This is a genomic window from Tepidibacillus infernus, from assembly GCF_048898065.1.
Taxonomy (GTDB): Bacteria; Bacillota; Bacilli; order Tepidibacillales; family Tepidibacillaceae; genus Tepidibacillus_B; species Tepidibacillus_B infernus.
This window is the reverse complement of sequence record NZ_JBLWFI010000001.1, coordinates 1033827-1053078: the sequence shown is the minus strand read 5'-3', so window position 1 is coordinate 1053078 and position 19252 is coordinate 1033827. Positions and strand designations below refer to the sequence as shown.

Below are 19252 nucleotides of genomic sequence, written 5' to 3'. Positions count from 1 at the left end.
AATGATAAGATATAATGAAACTTGTTGTTTATGAGGTGACAGTCTTGATTATCAAAACTTGGGAACTGGATAAAAGCAAAGTACCTTTAAAACTTCACTATACTGAAGATTTGTCTCATTTAACAAAAGAGATTGACCAGATTAAGGGGATAAAACCCGTTGAAGTGACAGCTCTAGCTGATAAAACAGCAGATATCTACATCCTAAAAGGACAAGTCCAAACCATATTAACATTACAATGTTCAAGATGCTTATCCTTTTTCGACTATCCATTGCAAAGTGAACTTGATGAGGTCTTTTTATCCAAAGATTTGGAAGAACAATGGGACGATGACGATGAGAGGATTCATATCTTACAGAGTGATGAAATCGATGTAACTGCTGTTGTCCAAGAAAATGTATTGTTAAATATTCCTTATGTCCCGGTTTGTCATGAGGAATGTAAAGGACTTTGTCCAACCTGTGGAATCAACTTAAATGAGAGAACATGTGAATGTAAACAGGAGAAGGTTGATCCTAGGTTAGCAGATTTAGCAAAATGGTTTGACCAAAATGATACATCAGAGTAAAATAAAAAGGTCATTTTACTCATTTTGTATAGACTTTAATCTCTTCAAGGAGGTGGGATTCATGGCAGTACCTTTTAGAAGAACTTCTAAAACCCGTCGCGATAAGCGCCGTACTCATTTTAAATTGGAAGTACCAGGAATGGTAAAATGCTCACAATGTGGTGAGTATAAATTAGCTCATCGTGTATGTAAAAATTGTGGAACTTACAAAGGAAAAGAAGTTATAAGTAAATAATCTCAGATAGCAAGGACACAATGTTCTTGCTTTTCTATTTTAATCGTTATACTTAATTTTCCTTTACCGCTTGAAAAAGCGGTATTTTTTTACTATACTAATTAGTACCTGATACTAAAAATAGGTGATAAGATTAGGTGGTGATTACCATCGCACGAATTCCAAAAAAGAAAAGACAAGAAGAATTAAAAAATGTGGTGGATGAAAATCCGTTGATAACTGATGAAGAACTAGCAAAGAAGTTTCAGGTGAGTATTCAAACGATTCGCTTAGATCGAATGGAGCTAGGAATTCCAGAACAAAGAGAACGGCTAAAATCGATGGCTAAAGAGAATAATGATCATGTAAAATCATTACAAATAAATGAAGTGATCGGTGAAATCCTCGATTTACAATTGGATCAATACGGAATCTCGATGATGGAAATTCAAGAGGATCAAGTTTTTAATAAAACGGGAATTGCTAGAGGACATTATATATTTGCACAGGCCAATTCATTAGCTGTCGCGTTAATCAATGAAGAAATTGCGTTAACAGCTAAAGCTGAGATTCGTTTTATTCGACCTGTTTATTTAAATGAAAGACTTGTCGCTAAAGCAAAAGTGATCGACCAACATTTTGATCGAAGCGAAATAGAAGTAGAAACCTTTGTGAGAAATGAGATTGTGTTTAAAGGAAAATTTACGGTTTATCGATCCAAGGGACTATAGCTTGAATAGGAGGATCGTCATGAAAATTGCGATTGATGCTATGGGCGGTGATTTTGCGCCCAAGAGTACAGTACAAGGGGCAATTGATGCCGCAAAACGTTTTAATGATATTGAGATTGTCCTGGTTGGCAAAACAGAAGAAATCAATAAAGTGAAAACTGAACCCTTCCCAAAGAACTTGACCATTCAACATGCGGAAGAAGTGATTTTGACTGAGGACGAACCAGCTAGAGCGGTAAGAAAGAAAAAAGAAGCATCATTAGTCGTGGCATCAAGAATGGTAAAAGAAAAAGAAGTGGATGCAGTGATTACCGCTGGTAACACGGGAGCCTTTATGGCTTCTGGGTTATTAATCGCAGGAAGACTAGCTGGAATTGAAAGGCCAGCATTAGCTCCTGTTTTACCAACAATGGGTGAGAATGAAATTTTAATTCTTGACGTAGGAGCAAACATGGATCCAAAGCCAGAACATCTCGTTCAATATGCTGTAATGGGAAGAATTTATTCGGAACAAGTTTTAGGCATACAAAATCCGAGAATAGGATTATTAAATGTTGGTACAGAGGATACGAAAGGAAATGAACTGACAAAAAAAACATTCCCACTCTTAAAAGCACTTTCAGTCCAGTTTGTCGGAAATGTGGAAGCTAGGGATGTTTTAAATGGCGTATGTGATGTGCTGATTACTGATGGCTTTTCTGGGAACATTCTTCTTAAAACAACAGAGGGTGTTGCTAGTACTGTTTTTCAATTGCTAAAAAAGGAATTTATGCATAACACATTAACAAAATTAGCAGCTGCGATACTGAAACCAGGACTTAAGAATTTCAAGAAAAAGTTGGATTATTCCGAAGTAGGAGGAGCTCCGCTTCTCGGAGTAAATGGTGCTTTTATAAAAGCACATGGCTCATCAGATAGCAAAGCGATTATGAATGCTGTCCGACAAGCTAGATTATTTTTGAAAAATCAAGTAATCGAAAAAATAGAGCAAGAAATTGCAAAAGGGGTGGAGAATCAAAATGGTGACAAATAGTGTTGGAATTTTAGGTATAGGTTCGTATGTTCCAGAAAAAGTGTTAACAAATTTTGATTTAGAAAAAATGGTAGACACCAATAATGAGTGGATCGTCTCAAGAACAGGAATTAGAGAAAGAAGAATCGCTTCCAAAGAGCAAGCTTCGTCTGATTTAGCTTATGAAGCTGCAAAGCTAGCTTTAGAAAGAGCAAACATAACACCAGAACAATTAGATTTAATCATTGTCGCAACGGTAACACCTGACACATCTTTTCCTTCAACTTCTAATATTTTGCAAGATAAATTAGGGGCTAATCGAGCAGCAGCTTTTGATTTAGCAGCAGGTTGTTCAGGCTTCATTTATGGTTTATCCACAGGTTCTCAATTTATTAAATCAGGTACTTATCAATATGTTCTTGTTGTGGGCGTAGAAACATTATCTAAAATTACAGATTATACAGATCGAAATACTTGCGTTTTATTTGGTGATGGTGCTGGAGCAGCTGTCCTTGGTCCTGTCGAAGAAGGGTATGGTTTTCTATCCTTTGAATTAGGCTCCGATGGTTCAGGTGGTAGTTTGTTAAAATTACCAGCAGGTGGTTCAAGAATGCCTTCCTCCGATGAAACTGTACAGCAAAAATTACATTATATTCAGATGGCAGGTAGCGAAGTTTTTAAATTTGCAGTTAAAACGATGGAACAATCACCAATGCGTGTAATTGAAAAAGCTGGTCTAAACAAAGAAGATATTGATTTTCTTGTACCCCATCAAGCGAATTTAAGAATCATTGACTATGCTGTACAACGCTTAGAATTAGACCGCGACAAAGTCGTTGTTAACCTTGATCGTTATGGCAATATGTCTTCTGCCTCGATTCCGGTTGCCTTGGATGAAGCTTTACAAGAAAAGAGAATCAAGCATGGCGACTATGTCTTGCTCGTTGCCTTTGGAGCCGGTTTAACATGGGGAGCAACTCTTTTAAAATGGTTTAAGCAAAAGTAAGGAGGATTTAAATGCAAAAAATAGCGATCATTTTTCCAGGGCAAGGTTCCCAATATGTAGGGATGGGATCCGAGTTTTATAAAGAATACCCAAGTGCTAGGGAAACGTTTCAACAAGCCGATGAATGGCTGGGTTATTCTTTATCTGGATTGATGTTTAATGGACCAGAAGAAGATTTGCGATTAACAGTCCATACACAACCAGCAATCCTTACTGCTAGCTTAGCGATATGGAATGTAGTTAAAGAGATGGGAGTAAGACCAGATTTTGTTGCTGGGCATAGTTTAGGAGAGTATAGTGCCTTAACAGCAGCAGAGGGTATATCTTTTAAAGATGCTTTGCAGGCAGTTAAGAAACGGGGCCAATGGATGGAAGAAGCCGTTCCAAATGGGGAAGGTACAATGGCAGCCATTATGGGAATGGAAAAAAATGAATTAGATCAAGTCTGCCGTGAAATAACAGAAAAAGGCCATATTGTGGAATTAGCTAATCTTAATACACCCAATCAGATTGTCATCTCTGGAAGTAAAACCGGGGTTGAAATGGCTAGCCAAGAAGCAAAAGCAAAGGGAGCAAGAAGAGTAATCCCCCTAGCAGTGAGTGGTCCATTCCATTCCCGCTTGATGAAACCTGCGAAAGAAAAATTACAATCTTACTTAAATGAAACAAAAATAGTGGAACCAATAGTTCCAGTTGTCATGAATGTAACAGGCAAACCTGAGACCAATCCTGTAACAATCAAACACCATTTAGTAGAACAAGTGGTGTCCCCTGTTTTATGGACTGATTCAATTGAATGGATGATCGACCAAGGAATTGATACATTTGTTGAAGTGGGTCCTGGAAAAGTACTAACAGGATTAGTGAAGAAGATTAATAACCAAATACAAACTTATTCGATTGAAGATATTACTTCATTTGAAAACTTTAAAAATAGCTTAAAATAAAGGGGGCAATCCAATGCTGAATTCTAAAGTGGCTATTGTAACTGGCGCTTCTCGGGGAATTGGTAGAGAGATTGCATTAGTTTTAGCAGAAGCAGGAGCCAATGTGGTTATCAATTACATGGGAAATAGAGAAAGAGCTGAGGAAGTAGCAGAGCTCGTAAAGAAGTTAGGAAGAGTAGCATTAGTGGTACAAGCTGATGTGTCTAACCCTGATGATGTAGAAAATATGGTGAATCTGACTTTAACCAAATTCGGTAAAATTGATATACTTGTAAATAACGCTGGTATTACTAGGGACAACTTAATTATGAGAATGAAAGTAGAGGATTGGGACACTGTCATCGATACCAATCTAAAAAGTGTCTTCTTGTTAAGTAAAGCTGTGTCTAGGCAAATGATGAAACAAAGAGAAGGAAGAATCATCAATATTTCTTCAGTTGTCGGTGTTCTTGGTAATCCGGGACAGGCGAACTATGTCGCTGCAAAAGCAGGGGTAATTGGGTTGACTAAGACATTGGCCCGAGAGTTTGCATCTAGAGGAATTACTGTTAATGCGGTAGCCCCAGGTTTTATCGAGACAGATATGACCGCTTCTCTAAAAGAGGAGATTCGAACACAACTATTATCGCAAATCCCATTAGCTCGTCTTGGTTCAGCCAAAGATGTAGCAAAAGTTGTCAGATTTTTGGTATCTGAGGATGCTAGCTATATGACTGGACAAGTGTTACATGTAGATGGTGGAATGGTCATGTGACTAGTTTTTTCCTAATCATTTTCGTATAATACTGGAGAGGAGGTGAACGATCGTGGCAGATATATTTGATCGTGTAAAGAAAATTATTGTAGATCGTCTGGGAGTTGATGAAGAAGAGGTAAAACTTGAATCTTCATTTAAAGATGATCTTGGCGCTGATTCATTAGACATTGTAGAATTAGTGATGGAGTTAGAAGATGAGTTTGAGATAGAAATTTCTGATGAAGATGCAGAAAAAATCTCCAAAGTAGGAGAAGTTGTAGATTATATTAAAGCTCATCAGTAAGTACAACATAAAGTCCCGAACTTCCGGGACTTTCTTCTCAATAAAGAATGTATAACTTTCTTTTCCTTAAACAGCGTCATAAGGGGTGTAATAATGGATAAACGTGTCGTTGTAACTGGTATGGGAGTCGTTTCTCCTATTGGGAATCATATCGACTTATTTTGGCATAACTTGATTCATGGCAATTCAGGGATTGATTATATTACTCAATTTGACACTGCTGATTTTACAATTAAATTTGCAGGGGAAGTAAAGGATTTTAATCCTGAAGAATATATCGATAAAAAAGAGACGAAAAGGATGGATCGTTTTACTCAATTTGCTATCGCTGCATCAAAAATGGCAATTAATGATGCAAATTTAGTGATAGATGATACAAACGCAGATCATGTGGGCGTTTATATCGGCTCTGGTATTGGTGGGTTAAAAACAATAGAAGAACAACATAAAGTCATGCTGGAGAAAGGTCCAAAACGAATTAGTCCATTTTTTATTCCTATGTTAATAGGTAATATGGCATCTGGACAGGTTTCTATATTTACAGGAGCAAAAGGACCAAACAGTGCACCTGTTTCTGCATGTGCAACTGGAACCCATGCGATCGGAGATGCGTATTTGATGATTCAACGTGGGGATGCAGATGTCATGATTACTGGAGGAACTGAAGCAACCATTACCCCATTAGCGATCGGCGGTTTTGCTTCTATGAAGGCTCTTTCTACACGAAATGAGGATCCAAAAAGAGCAAGTCGCCCTTTTGATAAAGATCGAGATGGCTTTGTCATGAGTGAAGGAGCAGGAGTTCTGATTTTAGAATCGTTAGATCATGCTTTAAGTCGTGGAGCAAAAATTTATGCTGAAGTGATTGGCTATGGTGCTACTGGAGATGCCTATCATTTAACAAGTCCTGCTCCTGGTGGAGAAGGTGCAGCTAGAGCAATGAAAATGGCTTTAAGAAGGGCGAATATTCAACCTGAAGAAGTAGATTATATTAATGCTCATGGAACTTCGACTGAATTGAATGATAAATTTGAAACCATGGCGATTAAAGCAGCATTTGGAGAGTATGCTTATAAACTGGCTATAAGTTCGACAAAATCTGTAACAGGACATTTATTAGGAGCTGCTGGAGCAGTTGAAGCGATTGCGATGGCGCTAGCCCTACAAAATGGAATCATCCCGCCAACGATTAACTATGAAACAAGAGATCCTGAATGTGACCTTGATTACGTACCCAATGAATATAGAAAACAAGAAATTAAAGTTGCACTATCCAACTCACTAGGATTTGGTGGTCATAATGCAACGATTATTATGAAAAAATATCAAGAATAGGAACTTGGTGGTGACAATAGTGGCAAGAGATTTTAAACTGCTTCAAGAAGATTTGGGTATTTCTTTTCATAATACCCAAATCTTGAGGCAGGCTTTTACCCATTCCTCTTATGTGAATGAACATCGTAATCGTAATTTACAAGATAATGAACGTTTAGAATATTTGGGTGATGCAGTATTAGAACTTACGGTATCCGACTATCTTTTTCATAAGTTTCCAAAGATGAAAGAGGGAGAAATGACGAAGCTAAGGGCTGCAATCGTTTGTGAATCTTCTTTAGTAGACTTTGCAGAATTCCTTCATTTCGGGGACTATATCTTACTTGGAAAAGGCGAGGAATTGACTGGAGGAAGGGCTCGCCCTGCATTACTTGCAGATGTATTTGAATCCTTTATTGGTGCTCTTTATTTGGATCAAGGAATCGAATCAGTAAAACAATTTTTAGAGAGGTACGTATTTCCTAAGATTGATCACGGTGACTTTTTTCTTGTTCATGATTACAAAAGTCAATTACAGGAGCTTGTTCAGCATGATAACTTAGGAAATATCGTATATCAAATTGTTGAAGAAATTGGCCCTGCTCATGATCGTGAATTCCATTCTGAAGTACAAATTGAAGGAAAGGTATACGGCCATGGGATTGGTAAAAGCAAAAAAGAATCTGAACAACAGGCAGCTCGACAAGCTTTAAAAAAATTAGATGTTAACGTATAGAAAAAGGGAGCAAACCACTGCTCCTTTTTTTTAAAGATTAAGAAAGTATAACTTTCTTCCATTTGTCATTTAAGGGTTTGTATATTCCATAAGCTGCGACATAGCGTGACTAGCAGCTTTAGCTGTGTAGCACGACTTGTACACTTTGTGTGCCTTAAGAAGTGCCCTTCTCTCCGTAATCTGTATTCATAGAAGGGCACGGATGACGGAGCGCGATGGAATATACAAACCTTTTCTTAATTGGAAAGCATAAATTTCTTTTATCATGGTACCAGCAAAAGTAACCTCGAAGGGAATCGTCACTTTTGTGGGCTTTCATTCATGATTATGATAAAATAAAAGAATTGAAATAGGTTTTAAGGAGAGGAAAGCATGTACCTTAAAAGAGTAGAATTATCGGGGTTCAAATCATTTGCTGATCGAACAGAATTTGAATTTGTTCCTGGAATTACAGCAGTGATTGGTCCGAATGGTAGTGGAAAGAGTAATATCACGGATGCGATCCGCTGGGTTCTGGGTGAGCAAAGTGCCAAAACCCTCCGCGGCGCAAAAATGGAAGATGTTATTTTTGCGGGAAGTGATTCTAGAAAACCTGTTAATTATAGCGAAGTATCTCTTACATTAGATAACCAAGATCGTTCATTAGATATGGAATATTCTGAGGTGACCGTTACAAGAAGACTTTATCGTTCAGGTGAAAGTGAATATTATATCAATAATCAACCTTGCCGTTTAAAAGATATTAATGAGTTATTTATGGATACAGGACTCGGCAAAGAGGCTTATTCCATAATTGGCCAAGGTCGTATCGAAGAGATTTTGAGCTCTAAATCAGAAGATCGCAGAGGAATCTTTGAAGAAGCGGCAGGAATCGTTAAATATAAAACAAGAAAAAAGGAAGCACAAAAAAAATTAGATGAGACAGAGCAAAATTTAGTTCGAATTAATGATTTGATCTATGAATTAAAAGATCAAATAGAACCATTAGAAGAACAAGCAAAAGTAGCAAAACAATATAAAGATTATGCGAATCAATTAAAGGAATTAAATATACAATGGTATGTTCATGATATTGAAAAAGCCCATTTGGAATGGCAAAACACTGAAAATGCAAAAAAAGAGTTGACTAAAGAACAAATCGAAATCACTTCCCAGTTAAGTCAAATGGATGCGATTATTGCAGAAAAACGTTGGCACATTAACCAACTGGAAAATGAACTAGATGAACTCCAGCAACAATTACTCAACATAAGTGAAGAAGTTGAAAAAACAGAGGGGAAAAGAGAAGTCTTTCGAGAAAGAGAGAAAAATAACCAGACGATAAAAACGCAAACGATTCAAAATCTTGAAAAATTCCAATTTAAAAAAATTGAAATTCAAAATCATTTGCAGCAAGAAAAAAAGCGACTAGAAACGATAGAAGAGAAGATCATTCAACTTTCAAAACAACTAGCGAATGAAGAAAGTTCCTTAAGTCAACTGATCGCTAATCATGAAGATAAAATAGAAGGTTTGAAAGAAGAATATTTTGAACTGTTAAATGAAATGGCAACCGTTCGAAATGAGATTCGTCATTTGGCGAGTTCTAAAGAAAGTCTTACCTACCGTATTGATAAGTTAAATGGAGAGAGAGAGCAAATTGAAAAAGAAAAGAAATTGCATGCTGAAAAGTTGGAAAATATTAGTCGTGAAATCCAACATACTCAGGACGAAATTGAACAACTCTCCGAACAGTATCGTGAACAGCTTCATTTACAACGGGAATTAGGAAAGCAACAAGAAGAAAAACAAGCAACATTATTAGATCAACAACAAAAGTTAGATGCTTTAAATTCCAGACAACAAGTACTAAGGGAAATGCAGGCAGATTTCTCAGGATTTAACCAAGGGGTTAAAGAAATACTAAAAATCCGGGAAACTCAAAAACTTAAAGGTATTCATGGTGCAGTTGCCGAATTGATTCAGGTCCCCAAAAAATATGAGATAGCGATTGAAGTCGCTTTAGGTGGTTCTTTACAGTATATTGTTGTAGAGAATGAAGGTGTTGGCAGACATGCCATTCAATATTTAAAAGATAAAAAACTTGGGAGAGCTACATTTCTACCTATCGATGTCATCAAAGGCAAGAAAATAAGTTCATATGATTTAGGTAAAATTCAACAGGTCAATGGTTATGTTGGCGTTGCCATCGATTTAATTGAAGTAGATATACAATACAAGGATATTATCGAATATTTTTTGGGACAAGTAATCATCACTTCCGATCTAAAAGTGGCTAATGAAATAACAAAAACATTAGGATATCGTTATCGCATCGTTACTTTAGAAGGTGATCTTGTCAACCCAGGGGGGTCGATGACTGGAGGAAGCCAGCAAAGAAAAAATATCAATTTATTAAGCCGACAACGAGAAATTGATGAATTGACAGAGCAAATTGAACAGACAAAAAAAGAGTTATCCAATCAAAAAGTTGATATGGAAAAAATCAAATTAAATATCCATTCGACACAGGAATTATTGGAGAGAATTCGTAATCAAGGTGAGAAAGAGCGGATCAAAGAACAAGAACTTCTTGGAAAGCATAAACAAATTGAAATTGAATTAAAAAATATTGAAGAGCGTTTGATGATTATCTATCAAGAAATCGAACAATCAAAAGACGAATGGAACAGTTATCATACGAAAGAGGAAGAATTAAAAAATACCCTTGAAGAAAAGGGTAAAAAGGAAAAGCTACTGCAAAAAAATATTGAAGAGGCAGAATCGATTAGAAAACAAGATGAATCCACAAAGGAAAAAACCAATAAAACGATCACAGATTTAAAAATCGATCTGGCTCGTTTGCAACAAGAAAAGGATAGCAGTCAATCATTAGTTGTAAGACTAGATACAGATTTGAAGGAAGCCTCAGCTTCACTAGAACAACAACAACAAATTTTGATTCAATTAGAAAATGAATTGATCATACAGAAACAAGATGAATCTACAATTAGTGACACCATTAAGGAGTTACGAATATCAAAGGAACAATTCCAAAAACAAATCGAAGAAAAACGAAACGTTCGTACAAAAATGCTTCAAGAAATTGAAACAGAAGAGCTTGATGCAAAAGAAATCAGAAAAAAATTAAAGACAGTGGAATCTGGTATCCATCAATGTGAAGTAAAAATAAGTCGCCTAGATACTGAATTAGAAAATTTATTAACACAATTAACAGAAGAATACCAAATGAGCTTTGAATGGGCACGACAACAGGTAATGAAAGTTGAAAATATCGACTTGGTAAAAAGACAAGTGAAAGAATTAAAAGAAAAAATTCAAGGTCTAGGTTCAGTCAATCTCGGAGCTATAGAGGAGTTTGAAAGAGTATCTGAGCGTTATCAATTTTTATCTACACAAAAAGATGACTTGGTTGAAGCAAAACAAACGTTATATCAAGTGATTAAAGAAATTGATCAGGAGATGGCAAAACGATTTATTGAGAGTTTTGAAGCGATTCGAGAACAATTCCAAATCGTTTTTTCCAAACTATTTGGTGGCGGTAGGGCTGATCTGATATTATCTAACCCAGATCAATTGTTAGAAACGGGAATAGAAATTGTTGCACAGCCCCCTGGAAAAAAACTACAAAATTTAGCCTTATTATCTGGAGGAGAAAAAGCCTTAACAGCGATTGGTTTATTATTTGCAATCCTTCGCGTCAAACCAGTGCCATTCTGCGTTCTTGATGAAGTTGAAGCAGCACTTGATGAAGCAAATGTCTATCGATTTGCTGAATATTTAAGAGAATTCTGTTCCTATACACAATTTATTGTCGTAACTCATCGAAAAGGAACAATGGAAGGCGCTGATGTGTTGTATGGAGTGACCATGCAGGAATCTGGGGTTTCTCGATTGGTTTCAGTCAAATTAGAAGAAAAGGAAAAGTCGATGCAATTGGCCTAGGAGGGATTAAATATGGGTTTTTTTAAGAAATTAAAAGAAAATATTGCCAATAAGACACAAGAAGTTACCTCAAAGTTTAAAGAGGGATTATCTAAAACCAGAGATTCATTTGTAGAAAAAATGGAAGACTTAATCGTTCGTACCAAAAAAATTGATGAAGAATTTTTTGAAGAATTAGAAGAAATTTTAATTGGTGCTGATGTTGGTGTTCATACAGTTCTTGACTTGATCGAACAATTAAGAAAAGAAGTAAAAACTAGAAAAATTGAAGATGCAAATCAGTTAAAACCTATTCTAACTCAACAAATCGTAAACTTTTTAAAAGATGGGCAATCAAATGAATTAAATATTCAATCTGAAGGTTTAACCGTTATTCTTTTTGTAGGAGTAAATGGAGTTGGGAAAACCACTACGATTGGCAAACTGGCTCACAAATTAAAAAAAGAAGGATTAAAGGTGATGATGGCTGCAGGTGACACCTTTAGAGCAGGAGCGATTGAGCAATTAGAAGTTTGGGGAGAACGAGTAGGGGTAGACGTCGTTAAACATCAAGCAGGTTCTGATCCAGCTGCTGTGATTTTCGATGCCATTCAATCAGCAAAATCAAAGCAAGTGGATGTACTGCTATGTGATACGGCTGGACGTCTCCATAACAAAGTGAATTTAATGCAGGAGTTAAATAAAATTTTTCGCGTGATTAAAAAAGAGATTCCTGAAGCACCTCATGAAGTCCTATTAGTTTTAGATGCAACGACTGGCCAGAATGCGTTACAACAAGCCAAATTGTTTAAAGAATCTGCAGGTGTTTCAGGTTTGGTCTTAACTAAATTGGATGGAACAGCAAAGGGCGGAATCGTGATTGCTATTCACCATGAATTACAGATACCAGTCAAACTAGTTGGCTTAGGTGAAAAAATGGACGATTTGCAAGAGTTTGATGCAGATCAATTTGCCAATGCATTATTTGCACAAGGTTTTCTTGAAGAAGACCAGGAAGAAATCTGACAATAAAAACAGCTTGACATTCGTTTCTATAGCCAGTAATATATTTCTTGTAAAGGGAATAGTCTTTACAGATTACTCTCTTTATAGTGAGGTGGTCAAAAATGTTAGAAAAATCAACAAGACTCATTTTGCTTCACGACTTTTATCAAGATCTTTTAACAGAGAAACAGAAACAATATATGGAATTGTACTTTCAAGATGATTTTTCTTTAGGTGAAATAGCTGAAGAATTTGGAATTAGTAGACAAGCGGTTTATGAACATATCAAACGATCTGAAAATTTGTTAGAAGAATATGAAGGTAAGCTTCAGCTTCTTGCAAAATATGAACAGAGAACAAAGATTTTAGAAGAAATGGAGCAGCTTATTGATCGACAAGAGGGAGAGTTTCTCCTTCAATTAAAAGAAAAAATAAATCTTTTAAGACAAATAGATTAGGAGGCGGTCAGAAATGGCGTTTGAAGGGTTAGCTGGCCGACTACAAGAAACTTTTAACAAGTTACGCGGTAAAGGCAAGGTGTCAGAAGAAGACGTTAATCAAATGATGCGCGAAGTTCGTTTGGCCTTATTAGAAGCTGACGTTAACTTCAAGGTGGTTAAAGATTTCGTCTCTCGAGTGAAGGAAAGAGCCATTGGTCAAGAGGTTCTAAAAAGCTTAACACCTGGCCAACAGGTCATTAAAGTGGTTAATGAAGAACTTACTCAATTGATGGGAGGAACCCAGAGTAAGTTAAATATGTCCCCCAAGCCGCCAACAATCATCATGATGGTAGGTTTACAAGGGGCAGGTAAAACCACCCATACCGGTAAGCTAGCAAAATATTTACAAAAACAAAACAAACAACCGCTATTAGTTGCCGCAGATATTTACAGACCAGCGGCAATTAAACAACTACAAGTACTAGGGGAACAATTAAAGATTCCTGTCTTTAGTATAGGAAACGAAGTATCGCCTGTTGAAATTGCCAAAAAAGGTATTGAATATGCAAAGGCAGAAAATCGCGATGTGGTAATCATTGATACAGCTGGGCGTCTTCATATTGATGAAACCCTAATGAATGAATTGCTACAGATTCGGGATGAAGTAAAACCCCATGAAATATTATTGGTTGTTGATGCAATGACAGGTCAGGATGCAGTGAATGTAGCAAATAGCTTCCATGAGACTCTATCGCTAACAGGTGTGATTTTGACAAAGCTAGATGGAGATACGCGTGGCGGTGCTGCAATTTCAGTCAAAGCAGTAACAGGTTGCCCAATTAAATTTGTGGGTATGGGTGAAAAATTGGATCAAATTGAACCTTTTTATCCTGATCGAATGGCTTCCCGTATTCTCGGAATGGGTGATGTTCTTACTCTTATTGAAAAAGCACAAGCCACAGTGGATTCACAAAAAGCTAAAGATTTAGAGAAGAAGATTCGAAGCGCAGAATTTTCATTTGAAGACTTTTTAGATCAATTAGAACAAGTTAAAAAAATGGGGCCTTTGGATGAAATCCTTGGCATGATCCCAGGATTGAACAAAGCAAAAGGCCTAAAAGATCTAAAAGTTGACGATAAACAATTAGCACATGTTGAGGCCATTATTATGTCGATGACAAAAGAAGAGAAACAGCATCCGGAAATCCTAAACGCAAGTAGACGACGTCGTATTGCAAATGGGAGCGGTACAAGTATCCAAGACGTCAACCGACTTCTCAAGCAATTTGAAGATATGAAAAAAATGATGAAGCAATTTTCTAATATGGCAAAGACAAAAGGAAAAAAGAAAAAAGGATTTAAATTTCCTTTTATTTAATTATTTTAAACGATTTTTATTTGCTAAAGGAGGTGAACAACATGGCAGTACGTATTCGTTTAAAGCGCATGGGTGCAAAAAAAGCTCCATTCTATCGTTTGGTTGTAGCAGATTCCCGTTCTCCTCGTGATGGACGTATCATTGAAGAAATTGGGACATATAATCCATTAACACAACCTGCGCAAATCAATATTGATGAAGAGAAAGCTTTAAAATGGTTGCAAACTGGTGCAAAACCATCTGACACTGTTCGTAACTTATTCAGTAAATCTGGAATTTTGAAAAAAGCACACGAATTAAAACAAGAGAAATAAGTCGAACAATAATAATGGATCATTTATCCATTGGAGGTCTTTTCTTATGAAAGAACTAGTAGAAGTGTTGGCTAAAGCACTTGTTGATCATCCTGACGAAGTTCGTGTGAATGAAATAACTGGTGATAAGTCTATTGTTTATGAACTATCTGTTGCCCCAGAAGATATGGGAAAGATTATAGGTAAACAAGGGCGGATTGCAAAAGCAATTCGTACTGTTGTGAGTGCTGCAGCAGTTAAAGAAAACAAACGTGTGATGATTGAAATCATCTAAACACAGGGTGGGGATATCCCCACCTTTTGCTCTATCAAAAGAAAATATCATCCAGATCACTTATCTCCACCAGTTTTATTGAAAAGGCGGTGTTTTATGAAAATTAAGATTCCTGTCCCAGTGAAGATGGTTGTAACCAATCAATCCAAGCAGTTGTTGGTCACTGAAATTGAACAATCAATGAAGCAGATTAAAGTTGAGTTAGAACAATTAAAATTTCAACAAAAGAAATTGTTAACGGAAGCTGAGAAAAAAGGAAAAGAAGCAGTTAGAATTGTTCAAGATCGGATTGGATATGAACATCAAAAGAGAAAAGAAAAACTTGAACAATTGGTGGTTCAATTAGAACAAGTGGAGAAACTAAATATAGGAGATGAAATCTTTCATAGTACGGTAGATACCGAAATAGAAGTAAATGTCGGTGATCATTGGGATCAAATTTTTCATCGCTATGAAATTATTATTAAAGATGGTATTATAACAGAAATTAGAAAGAGGGTAGAATAAGTTGGATACCCATTTTTTTAAAATTGGACAAATCGTAAATACATTTGGGATAAAAGGTGAATTAAAGATCTATTTACATACAGATTTTCCTGATGAAAGATTTAAAAAAGGAAACCAGATTTTTATAGGGTCGGAGAATCATCCAAATCAACAATCTGCGATGATTCAATCGGCAAAGCCATATAAGAATCTTTATTTGGTCAAGTTAAAAGGCTATGATAATATTAATCAAGTTGAAAAATATAAAGGATTATATATGTGGATTTCCAAAGAACAGCAACATGATTTGGAAGAAGGGGAGTTTTATTTTCATCAAATTATTGGTTGTAAAGTATATTCTACAGATGATGAAGAAATTGGAACGGTTACAGAAATTTTATCCCCTGGCGCTAATGATGTTTGGGTGGTAAAGGATGCCACTTCGAAAAAAGAGATTCTTATCCCTTATGTAGAACTTATAGTGAAGGAAGTTAACGTAAATGAAAAAAAGATTATCATTGAACCGATTGAAGGTTTATTAAGTTAGATTCAGGTGATCAAGATGAATATACATATATTGACGCTATTTCCTGAAATGTTTGAAGGTATATTACAATCTAGTATTTTAAAAAAAGCACAAGAAAAAAACGCAGTAACAATTAACACGATTAATTTTCGGGACTTTGCTACCAACAAACATAAAACAGTGGATGATTATCCATATGGTGGTGGAAATGGTATGGTTCTTAAACCAGAGCCAATTTTCTATGCAGTAGAATCGATCCCAAATTATGAAAAAGCAAGAATCATCATGATGACCCCGCAAGGAATACCTTATACACAAAAAAAGGCAGAAGAATTGAAAAAGGAAGAACATCTTATTTTTCTTTGTGGTCATTATGAAGGATTTGATGAAAGAATTAGGGAACATTTAGTCACAGACGAGCTATCGATTGGTGATTATGTTCTTACAGGTGGAGAATTAGCTGCAATGGTAATTGTTGATAGTGTGGTTCGATTGTTACCAGGAGTGCTTGGAAATCAGGAATCAGCAGAAACCGATTCGTTTAGTTCTGGATTATTAGAATACCCTCAATACACAAGACCTGAAGAATTTAGAACATGGAAGGTTCCAGAAGTATTATTATCTGGACATCATCAAAAAATTGAAGAGTGGAGAAAAAAGGAATCGATAAAGCGTACTTTACAGCGTCGACCTGATCTGATTCAAGCTCATCAGTTTGATGCAAAAGACCAAGCCCTAATTAAAACCATCAAACGGGAATTAAATCATGAAAACTAAAGACTAACTTTAGGTTGTCTTTATAAATAGATTATGATACAATATTTTTTGTTGATTACGACGGTCCTCTGGCTGTGTACATATGCAGTTGATGAACGTCTGTTTGGAAGGAGGGAATCAACAATGAATTTAGTTCAGGAAATAGCAAGAGAACAATTACGTACAGATATTCCTGAGTTTCGCCCTGGTGACACTGTTCGTGTACACGTAAAAGTTATCGAGGGTCAACGCGAGCGGATTCAGGTGTTTGAGGGTGTTGTTATTAAGCGCCGTGGTACTGGAATCAGTGAAACTTATACAGTTCGTAAAATTTCTTACGGTGTAGGTGTTGAGCGTACATTCCCAGTTCATTCACCAAAGATTGACAAAATCGAAGTAGTACGTCGTGGTAAGGTACGTCGTGCTAAGCTATATTACCTACGTAACTTACGTGGTAAAGCAGCTCGTATTAAAGAAAAAATGTAATTCATTAAAGAAAGGGGATCTTGTCATATACAAGCCCCTTTCTTTGCCATTTTCAGCATTTATCATGAGAGAGAATAAGGGGAAACCTGTATGGAAACAAAGATACTAAAAGAACTATTTGAATGGGCAAAGTCATTAACCATCGCCGTCATTTTGGCATTTCTGATACATACTTTCTTGTTTGCAGTTGTTGTTGTGAGTGGACCTTCAATGGAACCAACTTTGCAAAACAATGAGAGATTAATCATGAATAAAATCATATACAAAATACATGCTCCAAAACGGGGCGATATCGTTATCTTCCATGCCTCTGAAAAGGAAGACTATATTAAAAGGGTGATCGGCGAACCAGGGGATAAAGTAGAATTTAGAAATCAACAATTATATATCAACGATCAACCCACACAAGAGCCATATTTAGATCGTTATTCGGGTAAAATCATTACTGAAGACTTTCCTCCTGTTACAGTACCTGATGGGATGATCTTTGTGGTAGGAGATAATCGAGGAAATAGCACTGATAGCCGAATAATAGGCCCTATTTCTCTTAACAAGGTAATAGGGAGGGCGGATCTTGCTATTTGGCCACTGAGTCAAGTCAGAAAGTTATGGAATTAGATTTTCTTTAGGGAGGAACTTTCAATGAGCAGCTCGATAAATAAAGAATTAAAAGAATGGGCAAAAGCGATTGCGATTGCTATCATCCTTGCTTATCTTATTCGAACATTTCTATTTGCCCCTTTTATTGTTGATGGCACTTCGATGATGCCGACTTTGGAAAATGGAGAACGATTAATTGTGAATGAGCTTCAATATCGTTTTGGACAACCAAAGCGTGGTGATATTATCGTGTTTCGTTATAGTGAAGAACAAGATTATATCAAGCGGGTTATTGCTTTACCTGGGGAAGTAGTAGAGGTGAAAAATGATCAACTATACATTAATGGACAAAAAGTAGAAGAGCCCTATTTAAATGAAGAAAGAAAGCAATTAGCAGTTCAAGGATTAACACTTACAGACGATTTTGGGCCAGTTAAGGTAGAAGAAGGCCACCTGTTTGTAATGGGGGATAATCGCCGAAATAGTAAAGATAGTCGAATGATTGGTACCATTAAGTTTGATCAAGTCGTGGGAAAAGCTGCATTTGCATTTTGGCCTATATCCGAAATAAAATGGTTGACGAGTAAATAAAGTAGGTGAGTAATTACATGATAATTCAATGGTTTCCTGGTCATATGGCTAAAGCCAGGAGACAAATTACAGAAAAGCTAAGTCTAATTGATATTGTGATTGAATTATTAGATGCGAGAATTCCTCTTTCCAGTCGCAACCCCATGATTGATGAAATCGTTAATCAGAAACCAAGACTTGTTCTGTTAAACAAGAGTGACTTAGCTGATCAATCTATAGTAAAGGAATGGATTCAGTATTTCCATGATCAAGGATTAACGGCAATTCCTATTAACTCAATAAGTGGAAAAGGGCTTCAAAACATCATAAAAGAAGCTGAAGCGTTAATGGTTGAAAAAAGAGAAGCTTTAATGAAAAAAGGGGTTAAACCACGGGCATTAAGGGCGATGATTCTTGGAATTCCAAATGTAGGAAAATCTTCTTTAATTAATCGATTAGCTGGTAAAAGTATTGCTGTGACCGGTGATCGTCCCGGTGTAACCAAAGGGCAGCAATGGATCAAAGTAGGACAATCCCTTGAATTACTTGATACACCTGGAATTTTGTGGCCTAAATTTGAAGATCAAGAGGTAGGATACCGTTTGGCTGCAACTGGAGCAATCAAAGATCAAATTCTTCATTTTGATGATATTGCTATCTTTATTGTCAAATTTTTTAAGGAACATTATCCAGAGCGATTAAAAGAACGTTACAAATTAACGGAGATAGCAACAGATCCTGTGGAAATCATTGAGCAAATCGGTCGTAAAAGAGGTTGCCTTGTTTCAGGTGGACAGATTGACTTTGATAAAGCATCAGAAATCATTGTTCGTGAATTAAGATCTGGTAAATTAGGCCCTTTTTGCTTAGAAAAACCCTATCAACTTGATTAATCTATGTTACAATAAAAACGTGCTATTGCAC

General features: G+C 36.4%; 23 protein-coding genes. All 23 read left to right on the top strand.

Annotation, left to right across the window (positions count from 1 at the left end; genetic code table 11):
• Window positions 1-44: 44 nt before the first annotated feature.
• Entirely contained in the window at window positions 45-569 is a 525-nt protein-coding gene (locus TEPIDINF_RS05395; protein WP_069799671.1) for a YceD family protein, read from the top strand.
• Window positions 570-630: 61 nt separating this feature from the next.
• Complete coding sequence (gene rpmF / locus TEPIDINF_RS05390) at window positions 631-804, top strand: 50S ribosomal protein L32 (protein ID WP_068724514.1); 174 nt, start codon at window positions 631-633, stop codon at window positions 802-804.
• Between the two features lie 137 nt (window positions 805-941).
• Window positions 942-1514 carry a transcription factor FapR gene (gene fapR / locus TEPIDINF_RS05385; RefSeq protein WP_069799673.1) on the top strand — a complete coding sequence of 191 codons (573 nt, stop codon included), beginning with the start codon at window positions 942-944 and terminating at the stop codon, window positions 1512-1514.
• A 19-nt stretch (window positions 1515-1533) separates the two neighbouring features.
• On the top strand, window positions 1534-2547 hold the full coding sequence (gene plsX / locus TEPIDINF_RS05380; RefSeq protein WP_421691494.1) for a phosphate acyltransferase PlsX: 1014 nt from the start codon (window positions 1534-1536) through the stop codon (window positions 2545-2547).
• Window positions 2534-3532, top strand: a complete 999-nt coding sequence (locus tag TEPIDINF_RS05375) for a beta-ketoacyl-ACP synthase III (RefSeq protein ID WP_421691493.1) — start codon at window positions 2534-2536, stop codon at window positions 3530-3532. Before plsX ends, TEPIDINF_RS05375 begins: the two co-directional genes overlap by 14 nt.
• Window positions 3533-3543: 11 nt before the next feature.
• The gene (gene fabD, locus TEPIDINF_RS05370; protein WP_421691492.1) at window positions 3544-4479 is read left to right on the top strand and encodes an ACP S-malonyltransferase; all 936 of its coding nucleotides are present in this window, start codon (window positions 3544-3546) and stop codon (window positions 4477-4479) included.
• 13 nt (window positions 4480-4492) lie between these two features.
• Entirely contained in the window at window positions 4493-5233 is a 741-nt protein-coding gene (gene fabG / locus TEPIDINF_RS05365) for a 3-oxoacyl-[acyl-carrier-protein] reductase (RefSeq protein ID WP_421691491.1), read from the top strand.
• A gap of 52 nt (window positions 5234-5285) precedes the next feature.
• Window positions 5286-5519 (top strand): acyl carrier protein, encoded by a 234-nt coding sequence (gene acpP / locus TEPIDINF_RS05360; protein WP_068724502.1) that lies wholly within the window; start codon window positions 5286-5288, stop codon window positions 5517-5519.
• Window positions 5520-5612: 93 nt separating this feature from the next.
• The gene (fabF, locus tag TEPIDINF_RS05355; protein ID WP_421691490.1) at window positions 5613-6854 is read left to right on the top strand and encodes a beta-ketoacyl-ACP synthase II; all 1242 of its coding nucleotides are present in this window, start codon (window positions 5613-5615) and stop codon (window positions 6852-6854) included.
• A gap of 10 nt (window positions 6855-6864) precedes the next feature.
• On the top strand, window positions 6865-7569 hold the full coding sequence (gene rnc, locus TEPIDINF_RS05350; RefSeq protein ID WP_399168416.1) for a ribonuclease III: 705 nt from the start codon (window positions 6865-6867) through the stop codon (window positions 7567-7569).
• A gap of 372 nt (window positions 7570-7941) precedes the next feature.
• Window positions 7942-11514 (top strand): chromosome segregation protein SMC, encoded by a 3573-nt coding sequence (gene smc, locus TEPIDINF_RS05345; protein ID WP_421691489.1) that lies wholly within the window; start codon window positions 7942-7944, stop codon window positions 11512-11514.
• A gap of 12 nt (window positions 11515-11526) precedes the next feature.
• A complete protein-coding gene (ftsY, locus tag TEPIDINF_RS05340) occupies window positions 11527-12519 on the top strand; it encodes a signal recognition particle-docking protein FtsY (RefSeq protein WP_068724495.1) in 993 nt (330 codons plus the stop codon).
• A gap of 101 nt (window positions 12520-12620) precedes the next feature.
• Entirely contained in the window at window positions 12621-12956 is a 336-nt protein-coding gene (locus tag TEPIDINF_RS05335) for a putative DNA-binding protein (RefSeq protein WP_068724493.1), read from the top strand.
• 13 nt (window positions 12957-12969) lie between these two features.
• The gene (gene ffh / locus TEPIDINF_RS05330; RefSeq protein ID WP_421691488.1) at window positions 12970-14316 is read left to right on the top strand and encodes a signal recognition particle protein; all 1347 of its coding nucleotides are present in this window, start codon (window positions 12970-12972) and stop codon (window positions 14314-14316) included.
• Between the two features lie 41 nt (window positions 14317-14357).
• Complete coding sequence (gene rpsP / locus TEPIDINF_RS05325; protein WP_068724487.1) at window positions 14358-14630, top strand: 30S ribosomal protein S16; 273 nt, start codon at window positions 14358-14360, stop codon at window positions 14628-14630.
• Window positions 14631-14676: 46 nt separating this feature from the next.
• Entirely contained in the window at window positions 14677-14904 is a 228-nt protein-coding gene (locus TEPIDINF_RS05320; protein ID WP_068724486.1) for a KH domain-containing protein, read from the top strand.
• 96 nt (window positions 14905-15000) lie between these two features.
• Window positions 15001-15411 carry a YlqD family protein gene (locus TEPIDINF_RS05315; RefSeq protein WP_068724483.1) on the top strand — a complete coding sequence of 137 codons (411 nt, stop codon included), beginning with the start codon at window positions 15001-15003 and terminating at the stop codon, window positions 15409-15411.
• Window position 15412: 1 nt separating this feature from the next.
• Window positions 15413-15937: a ribosome maturation factor RimM gene (rimM, locus tag TEPIDINF_RS05310; protein ID WP_421691487.1), complete on the top strand. Its 525-nt coding sequence runs from the start codon at window positions 15413-15415 to the stop codon at window positions 15935-15937.
• Between the two features lie 15 nt (window positions 15938-15952).
• Window positions 15953-16693 carry a tRNA (guanosine(37)-N1)-methyltransferase TrmD gene (trmD, locus tag TEPIDINF_RS05305; protein ID WP_069798047.1) on the top strand — a complete coding sequence of 247 codons (741 nt, stop codon included), beginning with the start codon at window positions 15953-15955 and terminating at the stop codon, window positions 16691-16693.
• 123 nt (window positions 16694-16816) lie between these two features.
• Entirely contained in the window at window positions 16817-17158 is a 342-nt protein-coding gene (rplS, locus tag TEPIDINF_RS05300; RefSeq protein WP_068724479.1) for a 50S ribosomal protein L19, read from the top strand.
• A gap of 90 nt (window positions 17159-17248) precedes the next feature.
• Window positions 17249-17776: a signal peptidase I gene (lepB, locus tag TEPIDINF_RS05295; protein ID WP_421691486.1), complete on the top strand. Its 528-nt coding sequence runs from the start codon at window positions 17249-17251 to the stop codon at window positions 17774-17776.
• 24 nt (window positions 17777-17800) lie between these two features.
• Window positions 17801-18349: a signal peptidase I gene (gene lepB, locus TEPIDINF_RS05290; RefSeq protein WP_068724476.1), complete on the top strand. Its 549-nt coding sequence runs from the start codon at window positions 17801-17803 to the stop codon at window positions 18347-18349.
• 17 nt (window positions 18350-18366) lie between these two features.
• Window positions 18367-19221: a ribosome biogenesis GTPase YlqF gene (gene ylqF, locus TEPIDINF_RS05285; protein ID WP_421691485.1), complete on the top strand. Its 855-nt coding sequence runs from the start codon at window positions 18367-18369 to the stop codon at window positions 19219-19221.
• Window positions 19222-19252: the final 31 nt, after the last annotated feature.

What these genes read in the sequence shown, in the direction of transcription:
- rpmF (WP_068724514.1), top strand. Translation starts at nt 631, where the DNA reads ATGGCAGTACCTTTTAGAAGAACTTCTAAAACCCGTCGCGATAAGCGC.
- plsX (WP_421691494.1), top strand. Translation starts at nt 1,534, where the DNA reads ATGAAAATTGCGATTGATGCTATGGGCGGTGATTTTGCGCCCAAGAGT.
- TEPIDINF_RS05375 (WP_421691493.1), top strand. Translation starts at nt 2,534, where the DNA reads ATGGTGACAAATAGTGTTGGAATTTTAGGTATAGGTTCGTATGTTCCA.
- fabD (WP_421691492.1), top strand. Translation starts at nt 3,544, where the DNA reads ATGCAAAAAATAGCGATCATTTTTCCAGGGCAAGGTTCCCAATATGTA.
- fabG (WP_421691491.1), top strand. Translation starts at nt 4,493, where the DNA reads ATGCTGAATTCTAAAGTGGCTATTGTAACTGGCGCTTCTCGGGGAATT.
- fabF (WP_421691490.1), top strand. Translation starts at nt 5,613, where the DNA reads ATGGATAAACGTGTCGTTGTAACTGGTATGGGAGTCGTTTCTCCTATT.
- smc (WP_421691489.1), top strand. Translation starts at nt 7,942, where the DNA reads ATGTACCTTAAAAGAGTAGAATTATCGGGGTTCAAATCATTTGCTGAT.
- ftsY (WP_068724495.1), top strand. Translation starts at nt 11,527, where the DNA reads ATGGGTTTTTTTAAGAAATTAAAAGAAAATATTGCCAATAAGACACAA.
- TEPIDINF_RS05335 (WP_068724493.1), top strand. Translation starts at nt 12,621, where the DNA reads ATGTTAGAAAAATCAACAAGACTCATTTTGCTTCACGACTTTTATCAA.
- ffh (WP_421691488.1), top strand. Translation starts at nt 12,970, where the DNA reads ATGGCGTTTGAAGGGTTAGCTGGCCGACTACAAGAAACTTTTAACAAG.
- rpsP (WP_068724487.1), top strand. Translation starts at nt 14,358, where the DNA reads ATGGCAGTACGTATTCGTTTAAAGCGCATGGGTGCAAAAAAAGCTCCA.
- TEPIDINF_RS05320 (WP_068724486.1), top strand. Translation starts at nt 14,677, where the DNA reads ATGAAAGAACTAGTAGAAGTGTTGGCTAAAGCACTTGTTGATCATCCT.
- TEPIDINF_RS05315 (WP_068724483.1), top strand. Translation starts at nt 15,001, where the DNA reads ATGAAAATTAAGATTCCTGTCCCAGTGAAGATGGTTGTAACCAATCAA.
- trmD (WP_069798047.1), top strand. Translation starts at nt 15,953, where the DNA reads ATGAATATACATATATTGACGCTATTTCCTGAAATGTTTGAAGGTATA.
- rplS (WP_068724479.1), top strand. Translation starts at nt 16,817, where the DNA reads ATGAATTTAGTTCAGGAAATAGCAAGAGAACAATTACGTACAGATATT.
- lepB (WP_421691486.1), top strand. Translation starts at nt 17,249, where the DNA reads ATGGAAACAAAGATACTAAAAGAACTATTTGAATGGGCAAAGTCATTA.
- lepB (WP_068724476.1), top strand. Translation starts at nt 17,801, where the DNA reads ATGAGCAGCTCGATAAATAAAGAATTAAAAGAATGGGCAAAAGCGATT.
- ylqF (WP_421691485.1), top strand. Translation starts at nt 18,367, where the DNA reads ATGATAATTCAATGGTTTCCTGGTCATATGGCTAAAGCCAGGAGACAA.